This window comes from Caballeronia sp. SBC1 (assembly GCF_011493005.1).
Taxonomy (GTDB): Bacteria; Pseudomonadota; Gammaproteobacteria; order Burkholderiales; family Burkholderiaceae; genus Caballeronia.
Genome location: NZ_CP049156.1, coordinates 3,264,641 through 3,285,532, shown reverse-complemented (window position 1 = coordinate 3,285,532; position 20,892 = coordinate 3,264,641). Strand labels below are relative to the sequence as shown.

The following is a 20,892-nucleotide window of genomic DNA, read 5'->3' as shown; positions in this document are numbered from 1 at the left end:
AGGAAATATCAATGGAAGTGACCGAGGCAGAACGCGCGCCGGAACTCGTGTCGAGCAGCGCATCGATCGATCTTTTTTGCGACGCGCTCTGGCTCGAACATGGTCTCGCCAAGAACTCGCTTGAGGCGTACCGGCGCGATTTGCGCTTGTTCTCCGAGTGGTTATCGAAGACACGGGGCGGCACTGTGGATACCGCCACCGAAGCCGACATGAACGGCTATCTCGCCGCCCGTCGCGCGGACAAGGCAACGTCCGCCAACCGCCGGTTATCGGTTTTTCGCCGCTACTACGCGTGGGCATTGCGAGAGCATCGCGCGCCCGCCGATCCCACGCTTAAGCTGCGTTCGGCCAAACAGGCACCGCGCTTTCCCAAGACCTTGAACGAAGCCCAGGTCGAGGCCTTGCTGAACGCGCCCGATGTGGAAACCGCGCTTGGGCTACGCGACCGGACCATGCTTGAGCTGATGTACGCAAGCGGCCTGCGCGTGACCGAACTCGTCACGTTGAAGACCGTGGAGGTGGGCTTGAACGAAGGCGTGGTGCGCGTGATGGGCAAGGGGTCGAAGGAGCGCCTTATCCCGTTCGGGGCGGTCGCGCACGACTGGATCGAGCGCTATTTGCGCGAATCGCGGCCGGTGTTGCTCGGCGCTCGCGCCGCCGATGCCCTGTTCGTCACCACGCGCGGCGAAGGCATGACGCGCCAGCAGTTCTGGAACATCATCAAGCGCCACGCGCTCACCGCCGACGTGCGCGCGCCGCTCTCACCGCACACCTTGCGGCATGCGTTCGCCACGCACTTGCTGAATCACGGGGCCGATTTACGCGTGGTGCAAATGCTGCTCGGCCATACTGACATTTCCACGACGCAGATCTACACCCACGTCGCGCGGGAGCGGCTGAAGACGCTGCATCACGATCACCATCCGCGCGGCTGAAAGGTTTGAGCCTAAAGCAGATGCGAGCTTAAAGTTCGTCCCGAAGCTTGTGTTTCAACACCTTTCCTGTCGATGCCGCCGGCAGTGCCGCCAGCACGCGGATCTCGGCGGGGCGCTTGTAAGGCGCGAGACGCTCAGCACACCACTGGACGATATCGTCGGGCAGCGCATGCACCGCGGGCAGCAATTCGACGAACGCGATCACCTCCTCGTTGCCCTCGACCGGCCTCCCGATCACCGCAGATTGCAGCACATCGGGATGGGAGTTCAGCACGTTCTCGACTTCAGCCGGGTACACGTTGAAGCCCGAACGGATGATCAGTTCCTTGCTGCGCCCGACGATATACAACGCGCCATCCGGCGCCTGTCGCCCAAGATCGCCGGTTCGGAGCCAGCCATCTTTCGTGACTGTCGCCCGCGTCTGCGCTTCATTGCGGTAATACCCGAGCATCACGTTCGGGCCGCGCACCCATAGTTCACCGACTTCGCCCGGTGCCACATCCACGCCATCCAGCGCGACGAATCGCAGCTCGATACCGGGTATGGGATCGCCTGCCGAGCAGTCATCGCGTGGCGCGTCGAGCATGGTCTGCGATATGGTCGGACTGCTTTCCGTCATGCCATAGCCATTGTGCAGCGGCACCTTGTACAAGCCTTCGACGCGTGCCTTCAACGCGGCATCGAGCGGAGACCCGCCGGAATATGCGAAACGCAGCGCGGGTGCACGCCACGGCGTACCGCTTGTCTGCACCTGTTCGACGAGCTTTGCGTGCATGGCCGGTACGCCCTGGAAGATCGAGACGTTCTCTTCCGCCAACGCTCGCCGCACGGCATCCGGGGCGAAGCGCGGCGCGAGCCGGAGCGTTGCCCCCGCGTACAGGCTGCCGAGACAGACCGACGCCAGTCCGTAGATGTGCGTAATGGGCAGCACGGCGTACACCACGTCTTCGGGCGTCACACGCCGCAATGTGCTGGACATGGCCGCGATAAACAACACGTTGCGATGCGACAGCATCACGCCCTTGGGCGCGCCGGTCGTGCCCGTGGTGTAGATCAGTGCGGCACATTGACGGGCGGGATCGGTTTCGACGGGCTCCGGCGACACGGTTTCATCGACAATAAAACGCGACGCGCCTATGTTCGTTGCCGCTGTCACTACTGAAGCGTGCAACCGGTCCGCATGACTCGCGGCATCCTTCGATGCATCGACGGTGAACGCCACCACTCGCGGTTTTGCGTGCGCGCGGATCGCGTCGACTTCGCTTGCCGAAAGCCGGGCGTTCGTCAGCAAACACCACGCGTCGAGCTTCGCGACGGCGAACATCAGCACCACCTGCGCCACGCAATTCTCACTCACGATCATCACGCGATCGCCGCCTTGCACACCGGCTTGCGCTAGCTGGCGGGCGGTGTCGTCAATGGCTCGCACGAGTTCCGCCGCATTCAGCCGCCGCTCGTCCTCGATCAAGACAATGTGCTGCGGATCGCGGGCGGCGAGGCGCGCGGGAATATCGGAAATACGCGTGGGCAATGCGGCGAGCAGGGCGGTGACATCCATGTCCATTTCAAATCTCCGTGCCGCGCATCAGTCCGCGCGCGATGATCACTTGTTGAATCTGCGATGTGCCTTCGTAAAGCCTGAAGAGCCGCACATCGCGATAAAAACGTTCGATGCCGTACTCCGAGATATACCCCGCGCCACCGTGCACCTGCACCGCGCGATCGGCCACGCGGCCGCACATCTCGGTGGCGAAATATTTGGCGCACGACGCTTCTATGGACACGTCGCGGCCCTCGTCGCGGCGGCGCGCGGCGTCGAGCACCATGCATTCGGCCGCATAGATCTCGGTCTTGCTGTCGGCCAGCATGGCTTGCACGAGCTGGAATTCGACGATCGGCTGGCCGAACTGCTTGCGTTCCATGGCGTAGGCGAGGGCGTCGCGCAGCATCCGTTTAGCAGCGCCAATAGCGATGGCTGCAATGTGTAAACGCCCTTTATCGAGCACTTTCATGGCGGTCTTGAATCCGACGCCCTCCACGCCGCCGATCAATTGCGCGGCCGGAATGCGGCAGTTCTCGAAGATCACGTCGCAGGTATGCGCGCCGCGCTGGCCCATTTTCCTGTCGGGTTTGCCGAGCGATAGCCCGGGCGATTCACGCTCCACAATGAACGCGGAAATGCCGCTTGCGCCTTTGGCGTCGCTCGTGCGCGCCATTACGGTGAAGATGCCGGCTTCCGGCGCGTTCGTGATGAAGCGCTTCGTGCCGTTCAGCACGTAGTGGTCGCCGTCCTTGCGCGCTTTGGTTTTCAGCGATGCTGCGTCCGAGCCCGCGTCCGGCTCGGTCAGGCAGAACGAGCCGATCAGATCGCCCGCGGCGAGCTTCGGCAGATAGTGCTGCTTCTGTTCCTCGCTGCCGTCCAGCAGAATGCCAATCGACCCGATGCCGTTGTTCGTGCCGATCACGGACCTGAACGCCGGCGATGTCTGGCCGAGTTCGAACGCCACGCGCACTTCCTCTTCCATCGTCAGGCCGAGTCCGCCGTAAGCCTCCGGAATGGTCAGCCCGAACAGGCCGATCTCGCGCATGGCGGCGAGCACATCGGCGGGAATCTGGTCGGTTTCATCGACTTCCGCTTCACGCGGCACGAGGGTTTCGCGTACAAATCGGCGAATGGCGTCTTCAAGCAACGTCTGGGTTTCTGAATCGCGAATCACGTTGAATCTCCTCTGATCCAATGCAAGATGGTTGCTCGATCGTAGAACACTGAATAAGCATTTGCGAACGATCGTGCCACAGTAAATCAGCTTGCACAATTGGCCATTCGGTCGATGGTGGCCGTGCTTTCGCGCCGCTACAATGCCGTCATGTCCAAGGTAAAACACATTTCCGAGACCCCGGCGACGCAGTTTTTGCGTCGGCACAAGGTCGCTTTCGGCGAACATCCTTATGAGTATGTCGAGCATGGTGGCACGGAAGAATCGGCGCGCCAGCTGGGTGTAGATGAACATCGCGTGGTCAAGACGCTCGTGATGGAGGATGAATACGCGAAGCCGCTGATCGTGCTCATGCACGGCGACAAAACCGTCTCGACGAAGAATCTGGCCCGGCAGATTGGCGCGAAGCGCGTCGAGCCGTGCAAGCCGGAAGTGGCCAACCGTCATTCAGGGTTCTTGATTGGCGGGACGTCGCCGTTTGGCACGAAGAAGGCGATGCCGGTGTACGTGGAATCGACCATCCTGGACCTGGACACAATCTATCTGAACGGCGGACGGCGCGGATATCTGGTGAGCATTGCGCCGCCGGTTCTGACCGACCTGCTGAAGGCCACGCCAGTGAGTTGCGCGAGCGTCGATTAAAATGCGCGTCCTGAAGTCCTGCTCATGTCTCATTCACGCTTGACGTCCCCGAAGATAAGAAGAAATCAATGAACAATGTGATTGTTGCTGTGGTTGCTTACCTGATCGGCTCGATCTCGTTTGCAGTGGTGGTCAGCTCGGCCATGGGTCTTGCCGACCCGCGTTCGTACGGTTCCGGCAACCCGGGTGCGACGAACGTGCTGCGCACGGGCAACAAGCTGGCAGCCATCCTGACGCTGCTCGGCGATGCGTTCAAAGGCTGGCTACCCGTGTGGGTCGTCGTGCATTTCGGCACCCGGTTCGGGCTGGATTCCACGGCTATCGCGCTGGCCGCCATCGCCGTGTTTCTCGGGCATTTGTTCCCGATATTCTTCAAGTTTCAAGGCGGCAAAGGCGTTGCGACCGCGGCAGGCGTGCTGCTCGCCATCAACCCGGTGTTGGGGCTGGCCACCTTGCTGACGTGGGTGATCATCGCGTTCTTCTTCCGGTATTCGTCGCTGGCGGCGTTGGTGTCGGCGGTATTCGCGCCGTTCTTCGACGTATTCCTCTTCGGCCCGAGCCGCATATCGCTGGCCGTTGCCGCAATGAGCGCGCTGCTGATCTGGCGGCATCGCGGGAATATCAAGAAACTGCTTGATGGGAAGGAAAGCCGGATCGGAGAGAAGAAGCCGGCGGTGGAAGCGGCTAAATAAACAGCCGCAAAAGCGCGCCGTCGAAGTGAGAAAGCCGCCCTGAAGGCGGCTTTCTCACTCATTGCGATGCCTGAATCAATGCAAACCGGTTAACGCAATCCGGTCACGCTCAATCGCGGAAATTATTAAAATCCAGCGGCGTGTCCGTCACGTCCTTCTTCAGCAACGCAATTGCGCTCTGCAGGTCATCACGCTTTGTGCCGTTGATGCGCACCGAGTCGCCCTGAATGCTTGCCTGGACCTTGATCTTGCTGTCCTTGATCATCTTGACGATCTTCTTTGCCAGATCACCGGTGACACCCTTCTTGATCTCGACGACCTGCTTCAGCTTGTCGCCGCCAATTTTTTCGATCTTGCCGTAATCGAGAAAGCGCACGTCCACATTGCGTTTTGCGAGTTTCGACAACACCACGTCCTTGACCTGGCCGAGCTTGAAATCGTCGTCGGCAAAAAGCGTCAGTTCACGATCCTTTTGCTCGACGCGCGCGTCCGAACCCTTGAAGTCGAAGCGCGTGGCAATTTCCTTGTTCGATTGTTCGATGGCGTTTTTCACCTCGATCATGTTTGCTTCGCTGACGACGTCAAACGATGGCATCTGCATTCCCCTTCGTTGAGGCGAGGCGTGACGTAAGGCTCGCACGCACTCGCTATAATCACGGACCAACGTCATTCTACCGATGCCGTCCCGGTTTACCCAAGGCCGCCCCAGATCCTGACCCAGCGCTTCCTCAATGTCCGAGTCCCAATTTCTCTCCGATTACCCGCTGCTCGCGCATAACACGTTCGGTTTCGACGTCCGCGCCAAGCACGCCGTTCGGCTGACGGAAGAAGCGCAGATCCCGGCGCTTGCTCGCGACGCCCGTATAAACGGCCTGCCGCAACTGGTGCTCGGCGGCGGCAGCAATGTTGTGCTGACGCGCAATTTCGACGGTGTCGCGTTGCTCATTGAATTGCGCGGCCGCCGCGTGATCAACGAAGATTGCGAAGCCGTTTTTGTAGAAGCCGGCGCGGGTGAGAACTGGCACGAGTTCGTCGCGTGGACGTTGTCGCAGGGTTTGCCCGGGCTCGAAAATCTCGCGTTGATTCCCGGCACGGTGGGCGCGGCGCCAATCCAGAACATAGGCGCCTATGGGCTGGAAATGGGCGAGCGCTTCGACCGTTTACGCGCGATCGAATTATCGACGGGAGAAACGCGTGAATTTGATCGCGATGCATGCGCGTTCGGGTACCGCGACAGTTTTTTCAAGCAGGAAGGGCGTGGGCGTTTTGTGATCGTATCGGTGACCTTTCGTCTGCCGAAAGCGTGGACGCCACGCGCGGACTACGCGGATATCGCGCGCGTGCTCGAGACGAGGGGCGCGAACAATCCCCAGGCTATCTTCGATGCGGTGGTCGCGGTCCGGCAGGCAAAGTTGCCAGACTGGCGGGTGCTTGGAAACGCGGGAAGCTTCTTCAAGAATCCGGTTGTGAGTGCCGCGGCCTTTGACGCGTTGAAGGCGCTCGAGCCGGAGCTGGTGTCTTACAAGCAGCACGATGGTCAGTTCAAACTGGCCGCAGGATGGCTGATCGATCAATGCGGCTGGAAAGGCCGGGCGATCGGTGCGGCCGCTGTGCACGACCGGCAGGCGCTGGTTCTGGTGAACCGCGGTGGCGCGTCGGGCGCACAAATCCTGGAACTCGCCGCCGCCATTAAACGCGACGTACACGCGCGTTTCGCGGTCGAGCTTGAAGCGGAGCCGGTGTGTCTTTGATTTAAAACTGCTGCGAAAGAAAAGCGCTGTTGTATTCGCCGAACGTCGCCGCAACTGGCGGACGTAGGCGACGGCAGCAAACTGACGTACATAAGTCACCCCCAGGCAGGCGCCGCAAGACATCGCGCCCTTCAACAAAAAACCCGCCGAAGCGGGTTTTTCATTTCAACATCAACAAAGTCGGACTAACTCAGCCGCCGCGCTTGCGGCGTGCATTTTCCGCAATCCGCATCCGCAACGCGTTCAGCTTGATGAACCCGCCAGCATCGGCCTGATCGTACGCGCCGCCGTCGTCATCGAACGTAGCAATGTTCTTGTCGAACAGCGTTTCCTTCGAATCGCGTGCAACCACCGTCACGCTGCCCTTGTACAGCTTCACGCGCGTCCAGCCGTTGACCTTGTCCTGCGTATGGTCGATAAGCACTTGCAGCGCGCGCCGCTCCGGGCTCCACCAGTAGCCGTTGTAAATCAGCGCGGCGTAACGCGGCATCAGGTCGTCCTTCAGATGCGCGACTTCGCGATCCAGCGTGATCGACTCAATCCCGCGATGCGCCTTGAGCATGATCGTGCCGCCCGGCGTTTCGTAACAACCCCGTGACTTCATGCCGACATAGCGGTTCTCGACCAGATCCAGCCGGCCAACGCCATGCTTGCCGCCGATCGCATTCAATTCCGTCAGCATTTCCGCCGGCGACAAGCGCTTGCCGTTCAGCGCAACCGGATCACCCTTCTCGTATTCGATATCCAGATATTCCGGCTGGTCCGGCGCGTCTTCGGGCGCGACCGTCCAGCGCCACATATCGGCTTCGGCTTCAGCCTTCGGATCTTCCAGGTGACGGCCTTCGAACGAGATATGCAGCAGGTTCGCGTCCATGGAGTAGGGCGCGCCGCCTTGCTTGTGCTTCATTTCGATCGGAATGCCCGCCTTTTCCGCGTAAGCCAGCAGCTTTTCACGCGACAGTAAATCCCATTCACGCCACGGCGCGATCACCTTGATACCCGGCTCGAGCGAGTAATAACCCAACTCGAAACGCACCTGGTCGTTGCCCTTGCCGGTCGCACCGTGCGACACGGATTGCGCACCCACCGCGCGGGCGATCTCAATCTGCCGTTTCGCGATCAGCGGACGCGCGATCGACGTGCCCAGCAAGTATTCGCCTTCATAAACGGTATTGGCGCGGAACATGGGGAACACGAAGTCGCGGACAAACTCCTCACGCAGATCTTCAATGAAGATGTTGTCCTGCTTGATGCCGAGCTGCAGCGCTTTCTTGCGCGCCGGTTCGAGTTCTTCGCCCTGACCGATGTCAGCGGTGAACGTCACGACTTCGGCGTCGTAGTTGTCTTGCAACCACTTCAGGATGACGGAGGTATCGAGGCCGCCTGAGTAGGCGAGCACGACTTTTTTGATATCGCTCATGGTGAACTCGTATGGCTGGAAAACGGTGTGCGCCGGGCTTTCAGCGCGCGGAAAACCACTATTTTGACATCAAATGGCGGGCGTTCCGCATTTTCGGGGCGACACGGCGTTTCGATGGAAACGCCGCACGGTTAGCTAAACGTTGCAATCGGCTCGATCAAGCCGCTTATTCAAAGCCGCTCAGTGATTGAGTTTGCCGAGCAGCAGATATTCCATCAGCGCCTTCTGGACGTGCAGCCGGTTCTCAGCTTCGTCCCACACTACGCTCTGTGGGCCGTCGATCACCTCGGCGCTCACTTCCTCGCCGCGGTGTGCGGGCAGGCAGTGCATGAAGAGGGCGTCCGGATGAGCGCGCGCCATCATGTCCGAGTCGACGCACCAGTCGGCGAAGGCCTTCTTGCGCACTTCGTTCTCGGCTTCGAAGCCCATGCTGGTCCAGACGTCGGTGGTGACAAGGTCTGCGCCGGCGCAGGCGTCGTTCGGATCGGCGAATTCTTCGTAGAACGGCGCGCTATCGGCCGATACCAACGAATGGTCGAGCGCGTAACCGGGCGGCGTGGACAGGCGCAACTTGAACCCGAGAATCTGCGCGGCTTCGATCCACGTGTACAGCATGTTGTTCGCGTCACCGACCCAGGCCACGGTTTTCCCCGCGATGGGGCCGCGCAATTCATAGTAGGTAAAGACGTCGGCAAGAACCTGGCACGGGTGATATTCGTTCGTCAAACCGTTGATCACCGGCACGCGCGAATTTTCGGCGAAGCGCTGGATGATGTGCTGGCCAAACGTGCGGATCATGATGATGTCGACCATGCGCGACACCACTTGCGCCGCGTCCTCGATAGGTTCGCCGCGGCCGAGTTGCGTGTCGCGTGTGCTGAGGAACACGGCGTGGCCGCCAAGCTGGAAGATACCCGCTTCGAACGAGAGCCTAGTACGCGTTGAATTCTTCTCGAAGATCATCGCCAGCGTGCGGTCGTGCAGAGGATGGTAGGTCTCGTAGCTCTTGAACTTGCGCTTGAGAATACGCGCGCGTTCGAGCACGTAGTCATAGTCGTCGAGAGAGAAATCCTTGAACTGCAGGTAGTGGCGAATTTTTTTTTCGGTCATGAAAAATGCGTACGGCGGCTTCAGCCGGCAAATGTGCCGGACGGCGCCGCCGTCGTGGTGGTATCGAATTTCAGCATAAAGGAATTTCTTGCGTTTGACGAGGTCGCCAAATAGCCGATGTGCGCCGCCATACACCGTCTGGCACGGTTTAGAGGCTTTGTGTGCAGTGCGGAAAAAGGGCCTCTGCTGTATAATCCGGCAGGTTTCTCGCGCAGTCTTGGCACCTTTCGAATGCTTACGAAGCAGATCCATTCGCGGGCTTAAATAGAGTCAACCCGCAGAGTCAACCCGCGGACTAAACACGCAGATTCATCGTTGCTTTTAACGTTGCAGCGCGCGGGAGCCAGAGCAGTTCGCGCTCAAGCGAGTTCGTCTCGCTGACACCTGCCCATCTACCCGAGCAGTCCGTCTGGCGGGCAGCCGTGACCGGCGTCATCATGATGAGTTGATTGCGCGCTCAAGGCAGTTCGGCGACGTCGGAATCAGGTCGACGCGGTCGATGAGCGGGTGGCTGCAGGTCGAAGAAAGAGGCTGGGTCTTCCCGGCCGCGACGCTGCCGAACGAGGCGGAGTTCAGCGCCGGAGGTTGCAGCCGATGACTTTCCGGTTCACCTTGCCAACCATGCATGCGCGTTCGCCGGCGTTCTCCGCCGGTTGTCAAACAGGTATTCCTACATGGCCGAAACAATTCCAACCGAATACTTCATCCAGGGCGTTACGTCGAACGGCAAGACTTTTCGGCCGAGCGACTGGTCGGAACGGCTTTGCGGCGTGATGTCGGGGTTCGGCCCGGGCAAGCGCGGGCCCAATGCCCGGTTGCAGTATTCCGTTTATGTGCGCCCGACCTTGCTCGGTAACGTGAAGACGGTGATTCTCGATTCCCGCTTGCGTGACATTGAGCCTATGGCTTTCGATTTCGTGATGAACTTCGCTAAAGACAATGATCTTCTTGTGACGGAGGCGTGCGAATTGCCGCCGCATCATGCCACGCAGCAACACGGCTCAACGAGCGGCTAACTGAGCGGGAAGGGCCTCTGAGAAGGCCTCCTTTCGATGCACACGACAAAAAACCCGCCATAGCGGGTTTTTTTATTGCTGCCTCTTGTTGCCGTTTGCTGTTTTAAGCGTCAGGACAAATCGGAGCAAAACCGAAGCAGCAGCCTGTCACGCGCCCGTCAAACCAAAGGCACGCAATGGGCGACTACCAGACTTAAGCAGCAGCAGTTGCTTGCAGGCCCTTGATAGCAGCCGACAGACGGCTCTTATGGCGAGCAGCCTTGTTCTTGTGAACGATGCGCTTGTCCGCAATGATGTCGATGGTCTTGACCGACGTCTTGTAGATTTCTGCAGCCTTGGCTTGGTCGCCGGCGTCGATCGCCTTGCGAACTGCCTTGATGGCGGTGCGGAATTTCGAGCGCAGCGCCGAGTTGTGCGAGTTTGCCTTGGCGCCTTGACGGGCGCGCTTGCGGGCTTGTGCTGTATTTGCCATGACGGTTCCTTATCCTGTTCCAGCTATGTGTTTCAGCGCTTCCCGTTTTGCTTCTGGAGCGGATCCAACTCAATGCTGGCCCGACTCCACACAAGATAAAACGAGGTCAATCCGATGCGCTGTTTATGATCAAACCCTCGGGATCGATTGCCCGAAAGCGCAAAAAACGTCGAAAGAAGACGCGAAGCCGCCATGCTCTTAGGCAACTCTTAGGCAATTTACAACTTGCATAGAAGTGCCGAAAGCGGATTCAGGAGCTTCGAAACCGGCGATTATAGCAACGAAATCATGGGACTGGCAAGCGCGGCTGGTTTTTGGCCGGTGTCGCAGGGCGTCTACCCGGCGAACCCGGACGCAGCATAACAGCAGCGAGCAGCACGCAAGCAGTACGCAAGCAGTAAGCAAGCTGCATCCGAGCTGCTCGTAGGCGACCTAGCGACCAAAGTTGCAAATTCTAACGATTCAGCAAATGTTGCGACGCGTCGTATTCATAATGCGGCCCGTATAATCAACGCCCCATGAATCTATTCCGAGCCCTACTGACGGTCAGCGGCTTCACGCTGCTTTCCCGCGTGACCGGCCTGGTCCGCGAAACGCTGATCGCGCGAGCCTTCGGCGCCAGTCAATTCACCGACGCGTTCTACGTCGCCTTCCGCATACCCAACCTGTTGCGGCGCTTGTCCGCTGAAGGAGCATTCTCGCAGGCATTCGTGCCTATCCTTGCCGAGTTCAAGAATACAGAAGGTCACGACGCCACCAAGGCCCTCGTCGACGCCATGTCGACGGTGCTCGCCTGGGCGCTGGCAGTCGTATCGCTCGCGGGCGTAGCGGGCGCATCCTGGGTCGTGTTCGCCGTGGCGTCGGGGCTTGAGCACGACGGCCGCGCGTTCGGCCTCGCGGTGACCATGACCCAGATCATGTTCCCGTACATCATCTTCATCTCGCTGACTTCGCTGGCGTCCGGGGTACTCAACACCTACCGGCAGTTCTCCCTGCCGGCATTCGCGCCCGTGCTGCTCAACGTGTCGTTCATCGCGGCCGCCATCTTTCTTGCGCCACATCTGAAAGTGCCTGTTTATGCGCTTGCCTATGCGGTGATTGTGGGCGGCGTGCTGCAGTTTCTCGTGCAGTTGCCCGGCCTCAAGAAGATCGACATGATCCCGCGCATCGGGCTGAATTTTTTCCGGGCGTTGCGGCATCCGGGCGTCAAGCGCGTGCTGATCAAAATGGTTCCCATGACGTTCGGCGTGTCGGTCGCCCAACTGAGCCTGATCATCAATACGAACATTGCGTCGCGGCTGGGTCCGGGCGCTGTGTCGTGGATCAATTATTCCGATCGCCTGATGGAGTTTCCGACCGCGCTGCTCGGCGCGGCGCTGGGCACCATCCTGTTGCCAAGTCTCTCGAAGGCGCACGTGGACGCCGATCCGGTCGAATATTCGGCGCTCCTCGACTGGGGGCTGCGGATCACGTTCCTGATGGCGGCGCCAAGCGGATGCGCGCTGTTTTTCTTCGCTGAACCCCTGACGGCCACGCTGTTCCACTACGGTAAATTCGATGCGCATTCCGTCGTGATGGTCGGCCGGGCGTTGTCAGCGTATGGCGTCGGATTGGTCGGGCTGATCCTGATCAAGATCCTCACGCCCGGTTTTTACGCGAAGCAGGACATCAAGACGCCGGTGATCATCGGCATCATCGTGTTGATCGCCATTCAGCTTAGCAACCTGATCTTCGTGCCAATCTTCGCGCACGCCGGATTGACGCTGTCGATCGGCCTGGGCGCATGCGTGAACGCAACGTTGTTGTTTATCGGCTTAAGGAAGCGCGGGATTTATCAACCCTCGCCGGGATGGACGCGCTTCTTCGTGCAACTTGTCGGCGCGTGCCTTGTGCTCGCCGGCGTGATGCATTGGGTGGCCGGCAATTTCGACTGGATCGGCATGCGCGCCGCGCCTCTGGAGCGAATCATGCTTCTCGGTGCAAGCCTGGTTGTATTCGGTGCGCTATATTTCGGTATGCTCTCCGCGATGGGCTTTAAATACGCGTATTTCAGAAGGCGGACGCTTCAATGACGACGACGCGCATCCTCGACTATTTCACCTCGCTAGTGGCGGAGGACGAGAGTCTGCCGCTCACCGAGGCGGCGTTGTCGCTCGCTCAGGACGCGTATCCGGATCTCGATTTGCAGGGCGTACTGGCTGAGATCGACGAGCTGGTTTTGCGCGTGCGCCGTCGTATGCCCGATGAGGCCGACATCAAGCAAAAAGTCGGCGTGCTGAATCGTTTCTTCTTCCGCGAGCTGGGTTTCACCAGCAATCTCAACGATTACTACGATCCCGATAACAGTCACCTGAACATGGTGCTGAAGCGGCGCCGCGGAATTCCGATTTCGCTGGCCGTCGTGTATCTGGAGATGAGCGAGCAGCTCGGTATCCCGGTGCGTGGCGTGTCGTTTCCGGCGCACTTCCTGCTGCGCGTGACCACGCCTGACGGCGACGTGATGCTCGATCCGACCACCGGCCATTCACTGTCCGAATCGGCAATGGTCGAGATGCTCGAGCCGTATGTGCAGCGGGTGGGAGAGTCCATTGGTAGCGCGCTGCGGGTCTTGTTGCAACCGGCAACTCGTCGCGAAATCATCGGACGAATGCTGCGTAACCTGAAGAGCATTTATCTGCAGACCGAGCGCTGGCAACGGCTGCTCGCCGTGCAGCAACGGTTGGTGATCCTGATGCCGGGAAGTATTGAAGAAGTGCGCGATCGAGGCTTCGCTTACGCGCGCCTGGACTACTTGCGCCCGGCAATTGAAGACCTGCGCCGGTACCTTGACGATCGGCCCGACGCCGAAGACGCGACCGTCGTGGAGACGGAGTTGCATGAGCTGCGTCAGCGCATGCAGCACAACGGCGAGTAAGTTGTTTCCACCGTTCTAAAGTCCATCAAAAAACGGCGGCACATCATTTCGATGGCCGCCGTTTTTCTTGGCGCATAAGCCCATGGCGCTAGCCGCTACCAGTCCGGCCGATAACGTGATTCGCCTCTCGGGGTGTGAACGAAGCTAGCGATGAATTTTCGGGTTCGATAGAAACCGAGAATACGACCCAGCCCGTCGAGCCAACACCGCCGAGCCGCAAACTTACTTCGGCTGCATCCGGATCGCGCCGTCCAGGCGAATGACTTCGCCGTTGAGCATGGGATTGTCGAAGATCTGCTTGACCAGCATGGCGTACTCGTTAGGTTTGCCGAGACGCGAGGGGAACGGCACCATCGCGCCGAGCGCGTCCTGCACTTCCTGCGGCATGCCGAGAAGCATCGGCGTTTCGAAGATGCCCGGTGCAATTGTCATCACGCGAATGCCGTTGCGCGATAAATCGCGCGCGATCGGCAGCGTCATGCCTACCACGCCGCCTTTTGATGCCGCGTAAGCCGCCTGGCCGATCTGACCATCGTAAGCCGCCACCGATGCCGTGCTCACGATCACGCCCCGTTCGCCCGCTGCATTCGGTTCGTTCTTCGACATGGCCGCCGCCGCCAGCCGGATCATGTTGAACGTGCCGATCAGGTTCACGCCGATAGTCTTGGCGAACAGATCGAGTGCATGCGGGCCATCCTTGCCCACCGTCTTCGCGGCCGGCGCGATTCCCGCGCAGTTGACCAGTCCGCGCAAGCTGCCGAGTTGCGTCGCGGCTTCCACGGCGCGTTGGCCGTCTTCCTCGCGGCTCACGTCGCATTTCACGAACACACCGCCGAGTTCCTTCGCCAGCTTTTCGCCGCCGGCTTCGTTCATGTCGGCGAGCACCACCTTGCCGCCGTGGTCGCGGATAAGCTGTGCTGTCGCCGCGCCGAGACCCGATGCGCCGCCGGTGACGAGAAAAACGTTGTCCTGGATGTCCATGCTGTGTGCTCCTTGATGATGGTTGTACGTAATCGTTTCCGTGTTTTCGTCCCAAGGATCGCTCAGAACGAAAAACCCGCTCGGCCGATGGAGCGCGAGCGGGTTTCAGAAGGCATGCCCCGAGCGCCCGGATATGAGCGCCCAGTGACGAGTCAGGTCAATGCATCGAACACGCGCGTGCGGATTTCATCGACGGCGCCAAGACCCGAGATCCGCCGATACTCCGGCGCCTTCAGGCCATTGTTGTCGCCATGTTGGGCCCACGTGTTGTAGTACTCGATCAACGGCTTGGTCTGCGCGACGTACACGTCGAGCCGCTTCTTCACGGTCTCTTCCTTGTCGTCGTCGCGCTGGATCAGTGGCTCACCTGTGACATCGTCCTTGCCTTCCTGCTTTGGCGGATTGAACTTGATGTGATAGGTCCGTCCCGACGCCGCATGCACGCGACGCCCGCTCATGCGCACAATGATGTCCTCGAACGGCACGTCGATCTCAAGCACATAGTCGATAGCAACGCCGGCTTGCTTCATGGCGTCGGCTTGGGGAAGCGTGCGCGGGAAACCGTCGAAGAGATAACCGTTCGCGCAGTCCGGTTCCTGCAGGCGTTCTTTCACGAGGTTGATGATGAGCGTGTCCGGCACGAGTTCGCCTGCGTCCATGAAGCGCTTGGCTTCCACGCCGAGCGGCGAACCCGCTTTCACGGCGGCGCGCAGCATGTCGCCCGTCGAGATCTGCGGAATGCCGAACTTTTCCTTGATGAAGGTGGCCTGGGTGCCCTTGCCGGCGCCGGGGGCGCCCAACAGGATCAAACGCATGGTGATATCTCCGAATCGAATAGAAACCGCTGCGCTGCGAGGCTTATCTGGCATCCGGTCGCTGTGGCACATCGCTCGGTTGAAGCCGCAAACGAGGTGCGACGAGCCGAATTCGAGAGACGGCGCGGCACCAGTCGGACACGGGCGCTCAGGAGCGTTGGCGCTGACCGGAAGGCTCGCGCTACCGGCCGATTATGCCACGCATCGTAACGACGGCGGCTCGAATCCGAGGCCGGAAAGCCCGGTAAGTGGCGCGCAGCGGGGGTTAACGCGAGTTGATCGGAAGGGGAATGTCGCGTTACGCCGACGCGCTAAACAGCGCGCGGACGCGGGCCAGATCATTGGGGGTATCGACACCCGGCGGCGGCGCGTCGTTCGTCGTCAGCACTGCGATGCGCTCGCCGTGCCAGAGCGCGCGCAGTTGCTCGAGCGCCTCGGCTTCTTCGATAGGCGCCACGGACAGGGTGGGATAAACCCGCAGGAACTTCGCGCGATACGCATACAGGCCGATATGGCGCAACACGTTGGCGGGAACGGACGGACGCGCACCGAGCGCGGCGACATTCGGCCAGTCCTTCTGCCACGCGTCACGCGACCAGGGAATGGGCGCGCGCGAAAAATACAGCGCGACGCTCTTCGAATCCAGCACGACTTTCACCACGTTCGGATTGAAGACATCGGCCGGATCATGAACGGGATGCGCCGCGGTCGCGATCGCGCACGACGGATGCGCCGCCAGATGCGCCGCCACGTTGCGCACGAGCGCCGGGTCGATCAAGGGCTCGTCGCCCTGCACATTGACCACGATGGTGTCGTCGCTCCAGCCGAAATGCGTTGCAACTTCGGCAAGCCGGTCCGTACCGTTCGGATGATCGGCGCGGGTGAGCAGCGCCTCAAAACCATGTTCCTTCGCCACTTCGACTACGCGCGGCGAGTCTGTGGCGATCAGCACCTGCAGCGCGCCCGACAAGCGCGCGCGCTCGGCCACGCGCACGACCATCGGCTTACCGCCGATATCCGCCAGCGGCTTGTCCGGCAGCCGCGTGGACGCGAGCCGCGCGGGGACGACTGCGATGAAGGGCGGCGCGACCGGAACGTGTGCGTTCATAAAACTCAATTCCTCAGTTGCCGCCGGCAGGTTTCAACGGTTCGATGGGCGTGCCTTCCACGGTCTGGCGGGCTTCGTCGGGCAGCATGATGGGAATGCCGTCGCGGATGGGGTAAGCGAGTTTATCGACGTTGCAGATGAGTTCCTGCGCCGCGCGGTCATACGTGAGCTGGGTCTTGCAAATAGGGCAGACAAGGATTTCAAGCAGGCGTGCGTCCACGGAGTTTCTCCACAACTAATGCGATGAGGCGGGGGCTGAGCACGGCTTCGACTGGAACCACCCAGATGCGCGCGTCACGCCAGGCCCCGAATTTTACTGCATCCTTCTCGGTGATCAGGATCGAATCGGCGTCGATGCCGGCGAACGGATTGTCGCGATAATCGTAGTGGTCCGGGAACGCGCGCGTGGCCGGCGCGAGTCCGGCGGCACGCAGCGACGCGAAGAACCGTTCCGGTGAGCCGATGCCCGCCGCTGCTGCGATCCGTTCGCCCTTGAACGCGCTGAGCGGACGGCGCACGGCGGGGTCGTCGAGGCGCCAGGCGTCGCCGGTGGCCAGATCGAGCGAGAAGGTGTTCGGCCACGGCGGCAACGTGCGGTCGTACGGGCTGTTGATGAGCGTGGCGTCGCGGCGCCGGGACATCGGCTCACGCAGCGGTCCCGCCGGCAGCAGGAAACCGTTGCCGCCCAGACGGTCATCGAAGACCACCAGTTCGAACGTCCGCGCGAGGCGGTAGTGCTGCAGGCCGTCGTCGCTCACGATTACATCCACCAATGGATTCGCCTTCAGCAACGCCTGCGCCGCCGCGACGCGATCCGGCGACACCATCACCGGCGCGTGCGTGCGGCGGGCGATCAGCAGGGGTTCATCGCCGACTTCGGAGGGTTGGCTGTCGGGCGTCACCCGCGTGGCTGCGTGGATCTTCGCGCCGTAACCGCGCGAGACGACGCCTGGCTGAAAGCCGGCGGCGCGCAATGCTTCGACGAGCGCGATGACCGTCGGCGTCTTGCCGGTGCCGCCCACGGTCACGTTGCCGACCACGACAACCGGCACGCCCACGTTCACCTGTTTGATCCAGCCGAGCGCGAAGAACGCGCGCCGAATGGCTGCGATCAGGCCGAACACGCACGCGAACGGCGTCAGCGACCACGCGACCCAGCCGCGCTTGCGCCACTCACGGGCGAGGAAGTTTTCGATCGGCGGCTTGAAGTCAGACATGGCGCGCCTTGGGAACAGGATAAGAATCAGAATAAAGATCAGAAGCGAACGATGCACGCGCTTGGATGGACAGCAACGCAGGGCGGTGTAGCGGCGAGGGGAAGGGCGATGTTCGTGATAACGGCCGGCACCTTTGCATCGGGGCGGATCTCCGAAAATGAGCGAATGGTAAGCAGATAGTAAGCGGTCGCTGGACGACGCAGGGCCATTGTTGCGCGGGCCCTTGAACCCGGCACTCTAGCGCGGCGTCGCCGGGGGCGCCAGTCGAAGGGCAAACCGGACCTTGCCGCCCGGTATTGCAACGGGCTTAGGCGCGGTCCGAAATCGGGTAGATTCGCTACTCGATTTTTCACACAAACCGTCTGTGGATAACTCTGTGAACAACTTGGACTCCGGCCGCCTGAAATCGGCGTCAGGAAAGACCTGCATCGGTCTCTTCATGAATTAGAGATGGAAAGTACTTTTAAAACAATGACTTACAGTGTATTCATCATTGTTTCATGAACGCGCCCGTTAGCTTTCGGTAACTTGTGCATTGTGGACACTTGATACACTTCGGACGCTGATCGGTCTATCGTCCACGCGTTATTCACTGTGGGCGCGGCATTCACAGGACGGCGATTTGTTCGCTACCGGGCCAGCCTATTTCCAGCCGTGTTTTCAACCTCAACCGACCACCATTTTCCTCGATGAGCTCCGATCCTTTCGCTTCATCCGGTTCAGCCGGTTCATCCGGCAGCGCCGATGCCGTCATCCCCGTTTCGGCGCTGAACCGGGCGATCGGGTCCATGCTCGAACGCTCGTTTCCACTGGTCTGGGTATCGGGTGAAGTATCGAATTTCACGAAAGCGGCGAGCGGTCACTGGTACTTTTCGATCAAGGACGCGCAGGCGCAGATGCGCTGCGTGATGTTCCGCGGCCGCGCGCAGTACGCCGAGTTCACGCCGCGCGAAGGCGACCGGATCGAGGTTCGCGGGCTGGTCACCATGTACGAACCGCGCGGCGAGTTGCAACTCGGCGTGGAAGCCGTGCGCCGCACGGGCCAAGGTCGCTTGTACGAAGCCTTTTTGAAGCTGAAGGCAAAACTCGAAGCCGAGGGCCTGTTCGCGGCCGAGCGCAAGCGTGCGCTGCCGCAGCATCCGCGCGCGATCGGTATTGTGACGTCGCTGCAGGCGGCGGCTTTGCGTGATGTGCTCACCACGCTTTCGCGGCGCGCGCCGCACGTGCCGGTGATCGTGTATCCGGCGCCGGTGCAGGGCGCAGGCGTTGCCGCGAAGCTCGCGGCGATGGTCGATGAAGCCAGCGCACGCCGCGAGGTCGATGTGCTGATCGTGTGTCGTGGGGGCGGTTCGATTGAAGATTTGTGGGCGTTCAACGAGGAAGTGCTTGCTCGCGCGATAGCCGAAAGTGCGATGCCGGTTGTCAGCGGCGTGGGCCACGAGACGGATTTCACCATCGCCGATTTCGCCGCCGATGTCCGCGCGCCCACGCCCACGGCCGCCGCCGAACTCGTCAGTCCGCAGCGCGTGTTGCTGCTGCGCGATCTCGATCATCGGCATGCAGCGCTGGCGCGCGGTTTCGGCCGGATGATGGAACGGCGCGCGCAGCAACTCGACTGGCTGGCGCGCCGGCTGGTCAGTCCGGCTGAGCGGCTGGAACGTCAGCGCACGCACTTGCGGCAGCTCGCGGTGCGGCTGGCGTCGGCCGGCGCGCGTCCGGTGCGCGATGCCCGCGCGCGTTTTGCGCTCGTGCAAATGCGCTGGCAACGCTGGCGTCCCGATCTCGCCGCCGAGCGGGAACATCTGATGCGTCTTGGACAACGCCTGAGTGTTTCGCAAGGGCGCCGGCATGAACGGGCGGCGGCCCGGCTGTCGGAGTTATCGGCGAGGTTGCAGGTGTTGAGCCCGCAACGCACGCTCGAGCGCGGCTACGCGGCTTTGATCGATACGCAATCCGGACGCGCCGTGCGCGCGCCGAACGCGTTGAAGCCAAAACGGCCGTTGACCGTGCATCTGGCGGAAGGATCGGCGGATATTGTGCTGGCCGATATCCAGCCCCGGCTCTCCGATGAATTCTGATGTTGGCGGCGGTGTGCATCGGATGCTGCTTTCATACGGTGCGCACACCGTTTTTTACAAGACCTGCACCGGCGCTTGAAAGCCCGTATTTTTGACGGCTTAGAAGGAACGTTCGAGCATTTTTTACGCCACTGTTAAAGCTTCGTAATCGATACTGCTCATAAAAACCCGCAATTTGCGGGGTTATCCCAACTCGCCTACAATCGAGTGCTCCATTGCTTCACTCCTCACGTCCCCCATAATCATCATAGAAGGAAGCTCGCACCATGGAACATACCCTCCCGCCGTTGCCGTTCGACAAGAACGCGCTCGCTCCGAACATGTCGGAAGAAACGCTTGAGTATCACTATGGCAAGCATCACCAAACCTATGTGACGAACCTGAACAAGCTGATTCCGGGTACTGAATTCGAAAACCTGTCGCTTGAAGAAATCGTCAAGAAGGCGTCGGGCGGCGTGTTCAATAACGCAGCCCAGGTCTGGAACCACACGTTCTTCTGGAACAGCCTGTCGCCCAAGGGCGGCGGTGCTCCGGCCGGCGCACTCGGCGACGCAATCAACGCCAAGTACGGCTCGTTCGACAAGTTCAAGGAAGAGTTCGCGAAGGTCGCAACCGGCACGTTCGGTTCGGGCTGGACGTGGCTCGTGAAGAAAGCGGACGGTTCGCTCGACATCGTGTCAACGAGCAATGCCGCTACGCCGCTGACCACCGATGCAAAGGCGCTGCTGACCATCGACGTATGGGAACACGCTTATTACATCGACTACCGCAATGCGCGCCCGAAGTTCATTGAAGCGTTCTGGAACATTGCGAACTGGGACTTCGCGTCGAAGAACTTCGGCGCTTGAGGTTGTTGGGTTGGTGACGGTGAAGTGCGTATCCGGCAGGGCGATAAAGCGTTAAGCGCTTGAGGTTGGCTGGTGCTATCGCCCGGGTTTGCCGGATCGGCCTTTGCCATGTTTCACCAGTTCAAAAAAACGGCCCGCCAGGCTTTTGCCCGGCGGGCCGTTGTTATTTGTGGGTC

At 60.7% G+C, this 20,892-nt stretch carries 21 protein-coding genes; 9 read left to right on the top strand and 12 right to left on the bottom strand.

Annotated features, from left to right (window positions below; translation table 11 throughout):
* The first annotated feature begins 11 nt into the window (after positions 1-11).
* Positions 12-935 carry a site-specific tyrosine recombinase XerD gene (xerD, locus tag SBC1_RS14490; protein ID WP_206365963.1) on the top strand — a complete coding sequence of 308 codons (924 nt, stop codon included), beginning with the start codon at positions 12-14 and terminating at the stop codon, positions 933-935.
* Positions 936-963: 28 nt separating this feature from the next.
* On the opposite strand, the gene SBC1_RS14485 is transcribed toward xerD, so the two are convergent.
* Both SBC1_RS14485 and SBC1_RS14480 read right to left on the bottom strand, forming a co-directional pair.
* Complete coding sequence (locus SBC1_RS14485; protein ID WP_165988319.1) at positions 964-2,499, bottom strand: class I adenylate-forming enzyme family protein; 1,536 nt, start codon at positions 2,497-2,499, stop codon at positions 964-966.
* Between the two features lies 1 nt (position 2,500).
* Entirely contained in the window at positions 2,501-3,652 is a 1,152-nt protein-coding gene (locus SBC1_RS14480; protein WP_165988318.1) for an acyl-CoA dehydrogenase family protein, read from the bottom strand.
* Between the two features lie 150 nt (positions 3,653-3,802).
* Here SBC1_RS14480 and ybaK point away from each other — a divergent pair, with 150 nt between their 5' ends.
* Positions 3,803-4,294, top strand: coding sequence for a Cys-tRNA(Pro) deacylase (ybaK, locus tag SBC1_RS14475; RefSeq protein WP_165092481.1), 492 nt, complete (start codon positions 3,803-3,805; stop codon positions 4,292-4,294).
* Between the two features lie 68 nt (positions 4,295-4,362).
* On the top strand, positions 4,363-4,986 hold the full coding sequence (plsY, locus tag SBC1_RS14470) for a glycerol-3-phosphate 1-O-acyltransferase PlsY (RefSeq protein WP_165092480.1): 624 nt from the start codon (positions 4,363-4,365) through the stop codon (positions 4,984-4,986).
* Positions 4,987-5,095: 109 nt separating this feature from the next.
* On the opposite strand, the gene SBC1_RS14465 is transcribed toward plsY, so the two are convergent.
* Positions 5,096-5,581 (bottom strand): YajQ family cyclic di-GMP-binding protein, encoded by a 486-nt coding sequence (locus tag SBC1_RS14465; RefSeq protein WP_165092479.1) that lies wholly within the window; start codon positions 5,579-5,581, stop codon positions 5,096-5,098.
* A gap of 136 nt (positions 5,582-5,717) precedes the next feature.
* Between SBC1_RS14465 and murB the strand changes: the two genes are divergently transcribed.
* On the top strand, positions 5,718-6,737 hold the full coding sequence (murB, locus tag SBC1_RS14460) for a UDP-N-acetylmuramate dehydrogenase (RefSeq protein ID WP_165092478.1): 1,020 nt from the start codon (positions 5,718-5,720) through the stop codon (positions 6,735-6,737).
* Positions 6,738-6,927: 190 nt separating this feature from the next.
* Here murB and SBC1_RS14455 read toward each other — a convergent pair whose 3' ends face one another.
* Together SBC1_RS14455 and argF are read right to left on the bottom strand one after the other, a co-directional pair.
* A complete protein-coding gene (locus tag SBC1_RS14455) occupies positions 6,928-8,157 on the bottom strand; it encodes an argininosuccinate synthase (RefSeq protein WP_165092477.1) in 1,230 nt (409 codons plus the stop codon).
* A gap of 180 nt (positions 8,158-8,337) precedes the next feature.
* Positions 8,338-9,267 carry an ornithine carbamoyltransferase gene (gene argF, locus SBC1_RS14450; RefSeq protein ID WP_165092476.1) on the bottom strand — a complete coding sequence of 310 codons (930 nt, stop codon included), beginning with the start codon at positions 9,265-9,267 and terminating at the stop codon, positions 8,338-8,340.
* Positions 9,268-9,941: 674 nt separating this feature from the next.
* Here argF and SBC1_RS14445 point away from each other — a divergent pair.
* Positions 9,942-10,283: a DUF3579 domain-containing protein gene (locus tag SBC1_RS14445; RefSeq protein ID WP_165092475.1), complete on the top strand. Its 342-nt coding sequence runs from the start codon at positions 9,942-9,944 to the stop codon at positions 10,281-10,283.
* A 193-nt stretch (positions 10,284-10,476) separates the two neighbouring features.
* On the opposite strand, the gene rpsT is transcribed toward SBC1_RS14445, so the two are convergent.
* Positions 10,477-10,755 carry a 30S ribosomal protein S20 gene (rpsT, locus tag SBC1_RS14440; RefSeq protein WP_158936086.1) on the bottom strand — a complete coding sequence of 93 codons (279 nt, stop codon included), beginning with the start codon at positions 10,753-10,755 and terminating at the stop codon, positions 10,477-10,479.
* 518 nt (positions 10,756-11,273) lie between these two features.
* On the opposite strand from rpsT, the gene murJ reads away from it, so the two are divergent.
* Together murJ and SBC1_RS14430 are read left to right on the top strand one after the other, a co-directional pair.
* A complete protein-coding gene (murJ, locus tag SBC1_RS14435; protein WP_165092474.1) occupies positions 11,274-12,827 on the top strand; it encodes a murein biosynthesis integral membrane protein MurJ in 1,554 nt (517 codons plus the stop codon).
* On the top strand, positions 12,824-13,669 hold the full coding sequence (locus SBC1_RS14430; RefSeq protein ID WP_165092473.1) for a SirB1 family protein: 846 nt from the start codon (positions 12,824-12,826) through the stop codon (positions 13,667-13,669). The genes murJ and SBC1_RS14430 overlap by 4 nt, the downstream gene beginning before the upstream one ends.
* A gap of 222 nt (positions 13,670-13,891) precedes the next feature.
* Here SBC1_RS14430 and SBC1_RS14425 read toward each other — a convergent pair whose 3' ends face one another.
* The 6 genes from SBC1_RS14425 to SBC1_RS39890 all read right to left on the bottom strand — a co-directional run bounded on the left by SBC1_RS14425 (position 13,892) and on the right by SBC1_RS39890 (position 18,580).
* Positions 13,892-14,650 carry a 3-hydroxyacyl-CoA dehydrogenase gene (locus SBC1_RS14425; RefSeq protein WP_165092472.1) on the bottom strand — a complete coding sequence of 253 codons (759 nt, stop codon included), beginning with the start codon at positions 14,648-14,650 and terminating at the stop codon, positions 13,892-13,894.
* 152 nt (positions 14,651-14,802) lie between these two features.
* Positions 14,803-15,465, bottom strand: coding sequence for an adenylate kinase (gene adk, locus SBC1_RS14420; RefSeq protein ID WP_165092471.1), 663 nt, complete (start codon positions 15,463-15,465; stop codon positions 14,803-14,805).
* A 298-nt stretch (positions 15,466-15,763) separates the two neighbouring features.
* Positions 15,764-16,573 carry a 3-deoxy-manno-octulosonate cytidylyltransferase gene (gene kdsB / locus SBC1_RS14415; protein WP_165988317.1) on the bottom strand — a complete coding sequence of 270 codons (810 nt, stop codon included), beginning with the start codon at positions 16,571-16,573 and terminating at the stop codon, positions 15,764-15,766.
* A gap of 13 nt (positions 16,574-16,586) precedes the next feature.
* Positions 16,587-16,793: a Trm112 family protein gene (locus tag SBC1_RS14410; RefSeq protein ID WP_165988316.1), complete on the bottom strand. Its 207-nt coding sequence runs from the start codon at positions 16,791-16,793 to the stop codon at positions 16,587-16,589.
* Positions 16,774-17,790: a tetraacyldisaccharide 4'-kinase gene (gene lpxK, locus SBC1_RS14405; RefSeq protein ID WP_165988314.1), complete on the bottom strand. Its 1,017-nt coding sequence runs from the start codon at positions 17,788-17,790 to the stop codon at positions 16,774-16,776. Before lpxK ends, SBC1_RS14410 begins: the two co-directional genes overlap by 20 nt.
* A 607-nt stretch (positions 17,791-18,397) precedes the next feature.
* Entirely contained in the window at positions 18,398-18,580 is a 183-nt protein-coding gene (locus tag SBC1_RS39890) for a hypothetical protein (protein ID WP_243830300.1), read from the bottom strand.
* Between SBC1_RS39890 and xseA the strand changes: the two genes are divergently transcribed.
* Positions 18,543-19,868 carry an exodeoxyribonuclease VII large subunit gene (gene xseA / locus SBC1_RS14400; protein ID WP_243830291.1) on the top strand — a complete coding sequence of 442 codons (1,326 nt, stop codon included), beginning with the start codon at positions 18,543-18,545 and terminating at the stop codon, positions 19,866-19,868. The two genes, SBC1_RS39890 and xseA, sit on opposite strands and share 38 nt — an antisense overlap.
* A 266-nt stretch (positions 19,869-20,134) precedes the next feature.
* Entirely contained in the window at positions 20,135-20,716 is a 582-nt protein-coding gene (gene sodB / locus SBC1_RS14395; protein WP_165092467.1) for a superoxide dismutase [Fe], read from the top strand.
* The last annotated feature ends 176 nt before the right edge of the window (positions 20,717-20,892 follow it).

What these genes read in the sequence shown, in the direction of transcription:
- xerD (WP_206365963.1), top strand. Translation starts at nt 12, where the DNA reads ATGGAAGTGACCGAGGCAGAACGCGCGCCGGAACTCGTGTCGAGCAGC.
- SBC1_RS14485 (WP_165988319.1), bottom strand. Translation starts at nt 2,499, where the DNA reads ATGGACATGGATGTCACCGCCCTGCTCGCCGCATTGCCCACGCGTATT.
- ybaK (WP_165092481.1), top strand. Translation starts at nt 3,803, where the DNA reads ATGTCCAAGGTAAAACACATTTCCGAGACCCCGGCGACGCAGTTTTTG.
- plsY (WP_165092480.1), top strand. Translation starts at nt 4,363, where the DNA reads ATGAACAATGTGATTGTTGCTGTGGTTGCTTACCTGATCGGCTCGATC.
- SBC1_RS14465 (WP_165092479.1), bottom strand. Translation starts at nt 5,581, where the DNA reads ATGCCATCGTTTGACGTCGTCAGCGAAGCAAACATGATCGAGGTGAAA.
- murB (WP_165092478.1), top strand. Translation starts at nt 5,718, where the DNA reads ATGTCCGAGTCCCAATTTCTCTCCGATTACCCGCTGCTCGCGCATAAC.
- SBC1_RS14455 (WP_165092477.1), bottom strand. Translation starts at nt 8,157, where the DNA reads ATGAGCGATATCAAAAAAGTCGTGCTCGCCTACTCAGGCGGCCTCGAT.
- argF (WP_165092476.1), bottom strand. Translation starts at nt 9,267, where the DNA reads ATGACCGAAAAAAAAATTCGCCACTACCTGCAGTTCAAGGATTTCTCT.
- SBC1_RS14445 (WP_165092475.1), top strand. Translation starts at nt 9,942, where the DNA reads ATGGCCGAAACAATTCCAACCGAATACTTCATCCAGGGCGTTACGTCG.
- rpsT (WP_158936086.1), bottom strand. Translation starts at nt 10,755, where the DNA reads ATGGCAAATACAGCACAAGCCCGCAAGCGCGCCCGTCAAGGCGCCAAG.
- murJ (WP_165092474.1), top strand. Translation starts at nt 11,274, where the DNA reads ATGAATCTATTCCGAGCCCTACTGACGGTCAGCGGCTTCACGCTGCTT.
- SBC1_RS14430 (WP_165092473.1), top strand. Translation starts at nt 12,824, where the DNA reads ATGACGACGACGCGCATCCTCGACTATTTCACCTCGCTAGTGGCGGAG.
- SBC1_RS14425 (WP_165092472.1), bottom strand. Translation starts at nt 14,650, where the DNA reads ATGGACATCCAGGACAACGTTTTTCTCGTCACCGGCGGCGCATCGGGT.
- adk (WP_165092471.1), bottom strand. Translation starts at nt 15,465, where the DNA reads ATGCGTTTGATCCTGTTGGGCGCCCCCGGCGCCGGCAAGGGCACCCAG.
- kdsB (WP_165988317.1), bottom strand. Translation starts at nt 16,573, where the DNA reads ATGAACGCACACGTTCCGGTCGCGCCGCCCTTCATCGCAGTCGTCCCC.
- lpxK (WP_165988314.1), bottom strand. Translation starts at nt 17,790, where the DNA reads ATGTCTGACTTCAAGCCGCCGATCGAAAACTTCCTCGCCCGTGAGTGG.
- SBC1_RS39890 (WP_243830300.1), bottom strand. Translation starts at nt 18,580, where the DNA reads ATGGACCCGATCGCCCGGTTCAGCGCCGAAACGGGGATGACGGCATCG.
- sodB (WP_165092467.1), top strand. Translation starts at nt 20,135, where the DNA reads ATGGAACATACCCTCCCGCCGTTGCCGTTCGACAAGAACGCGCTCGCT.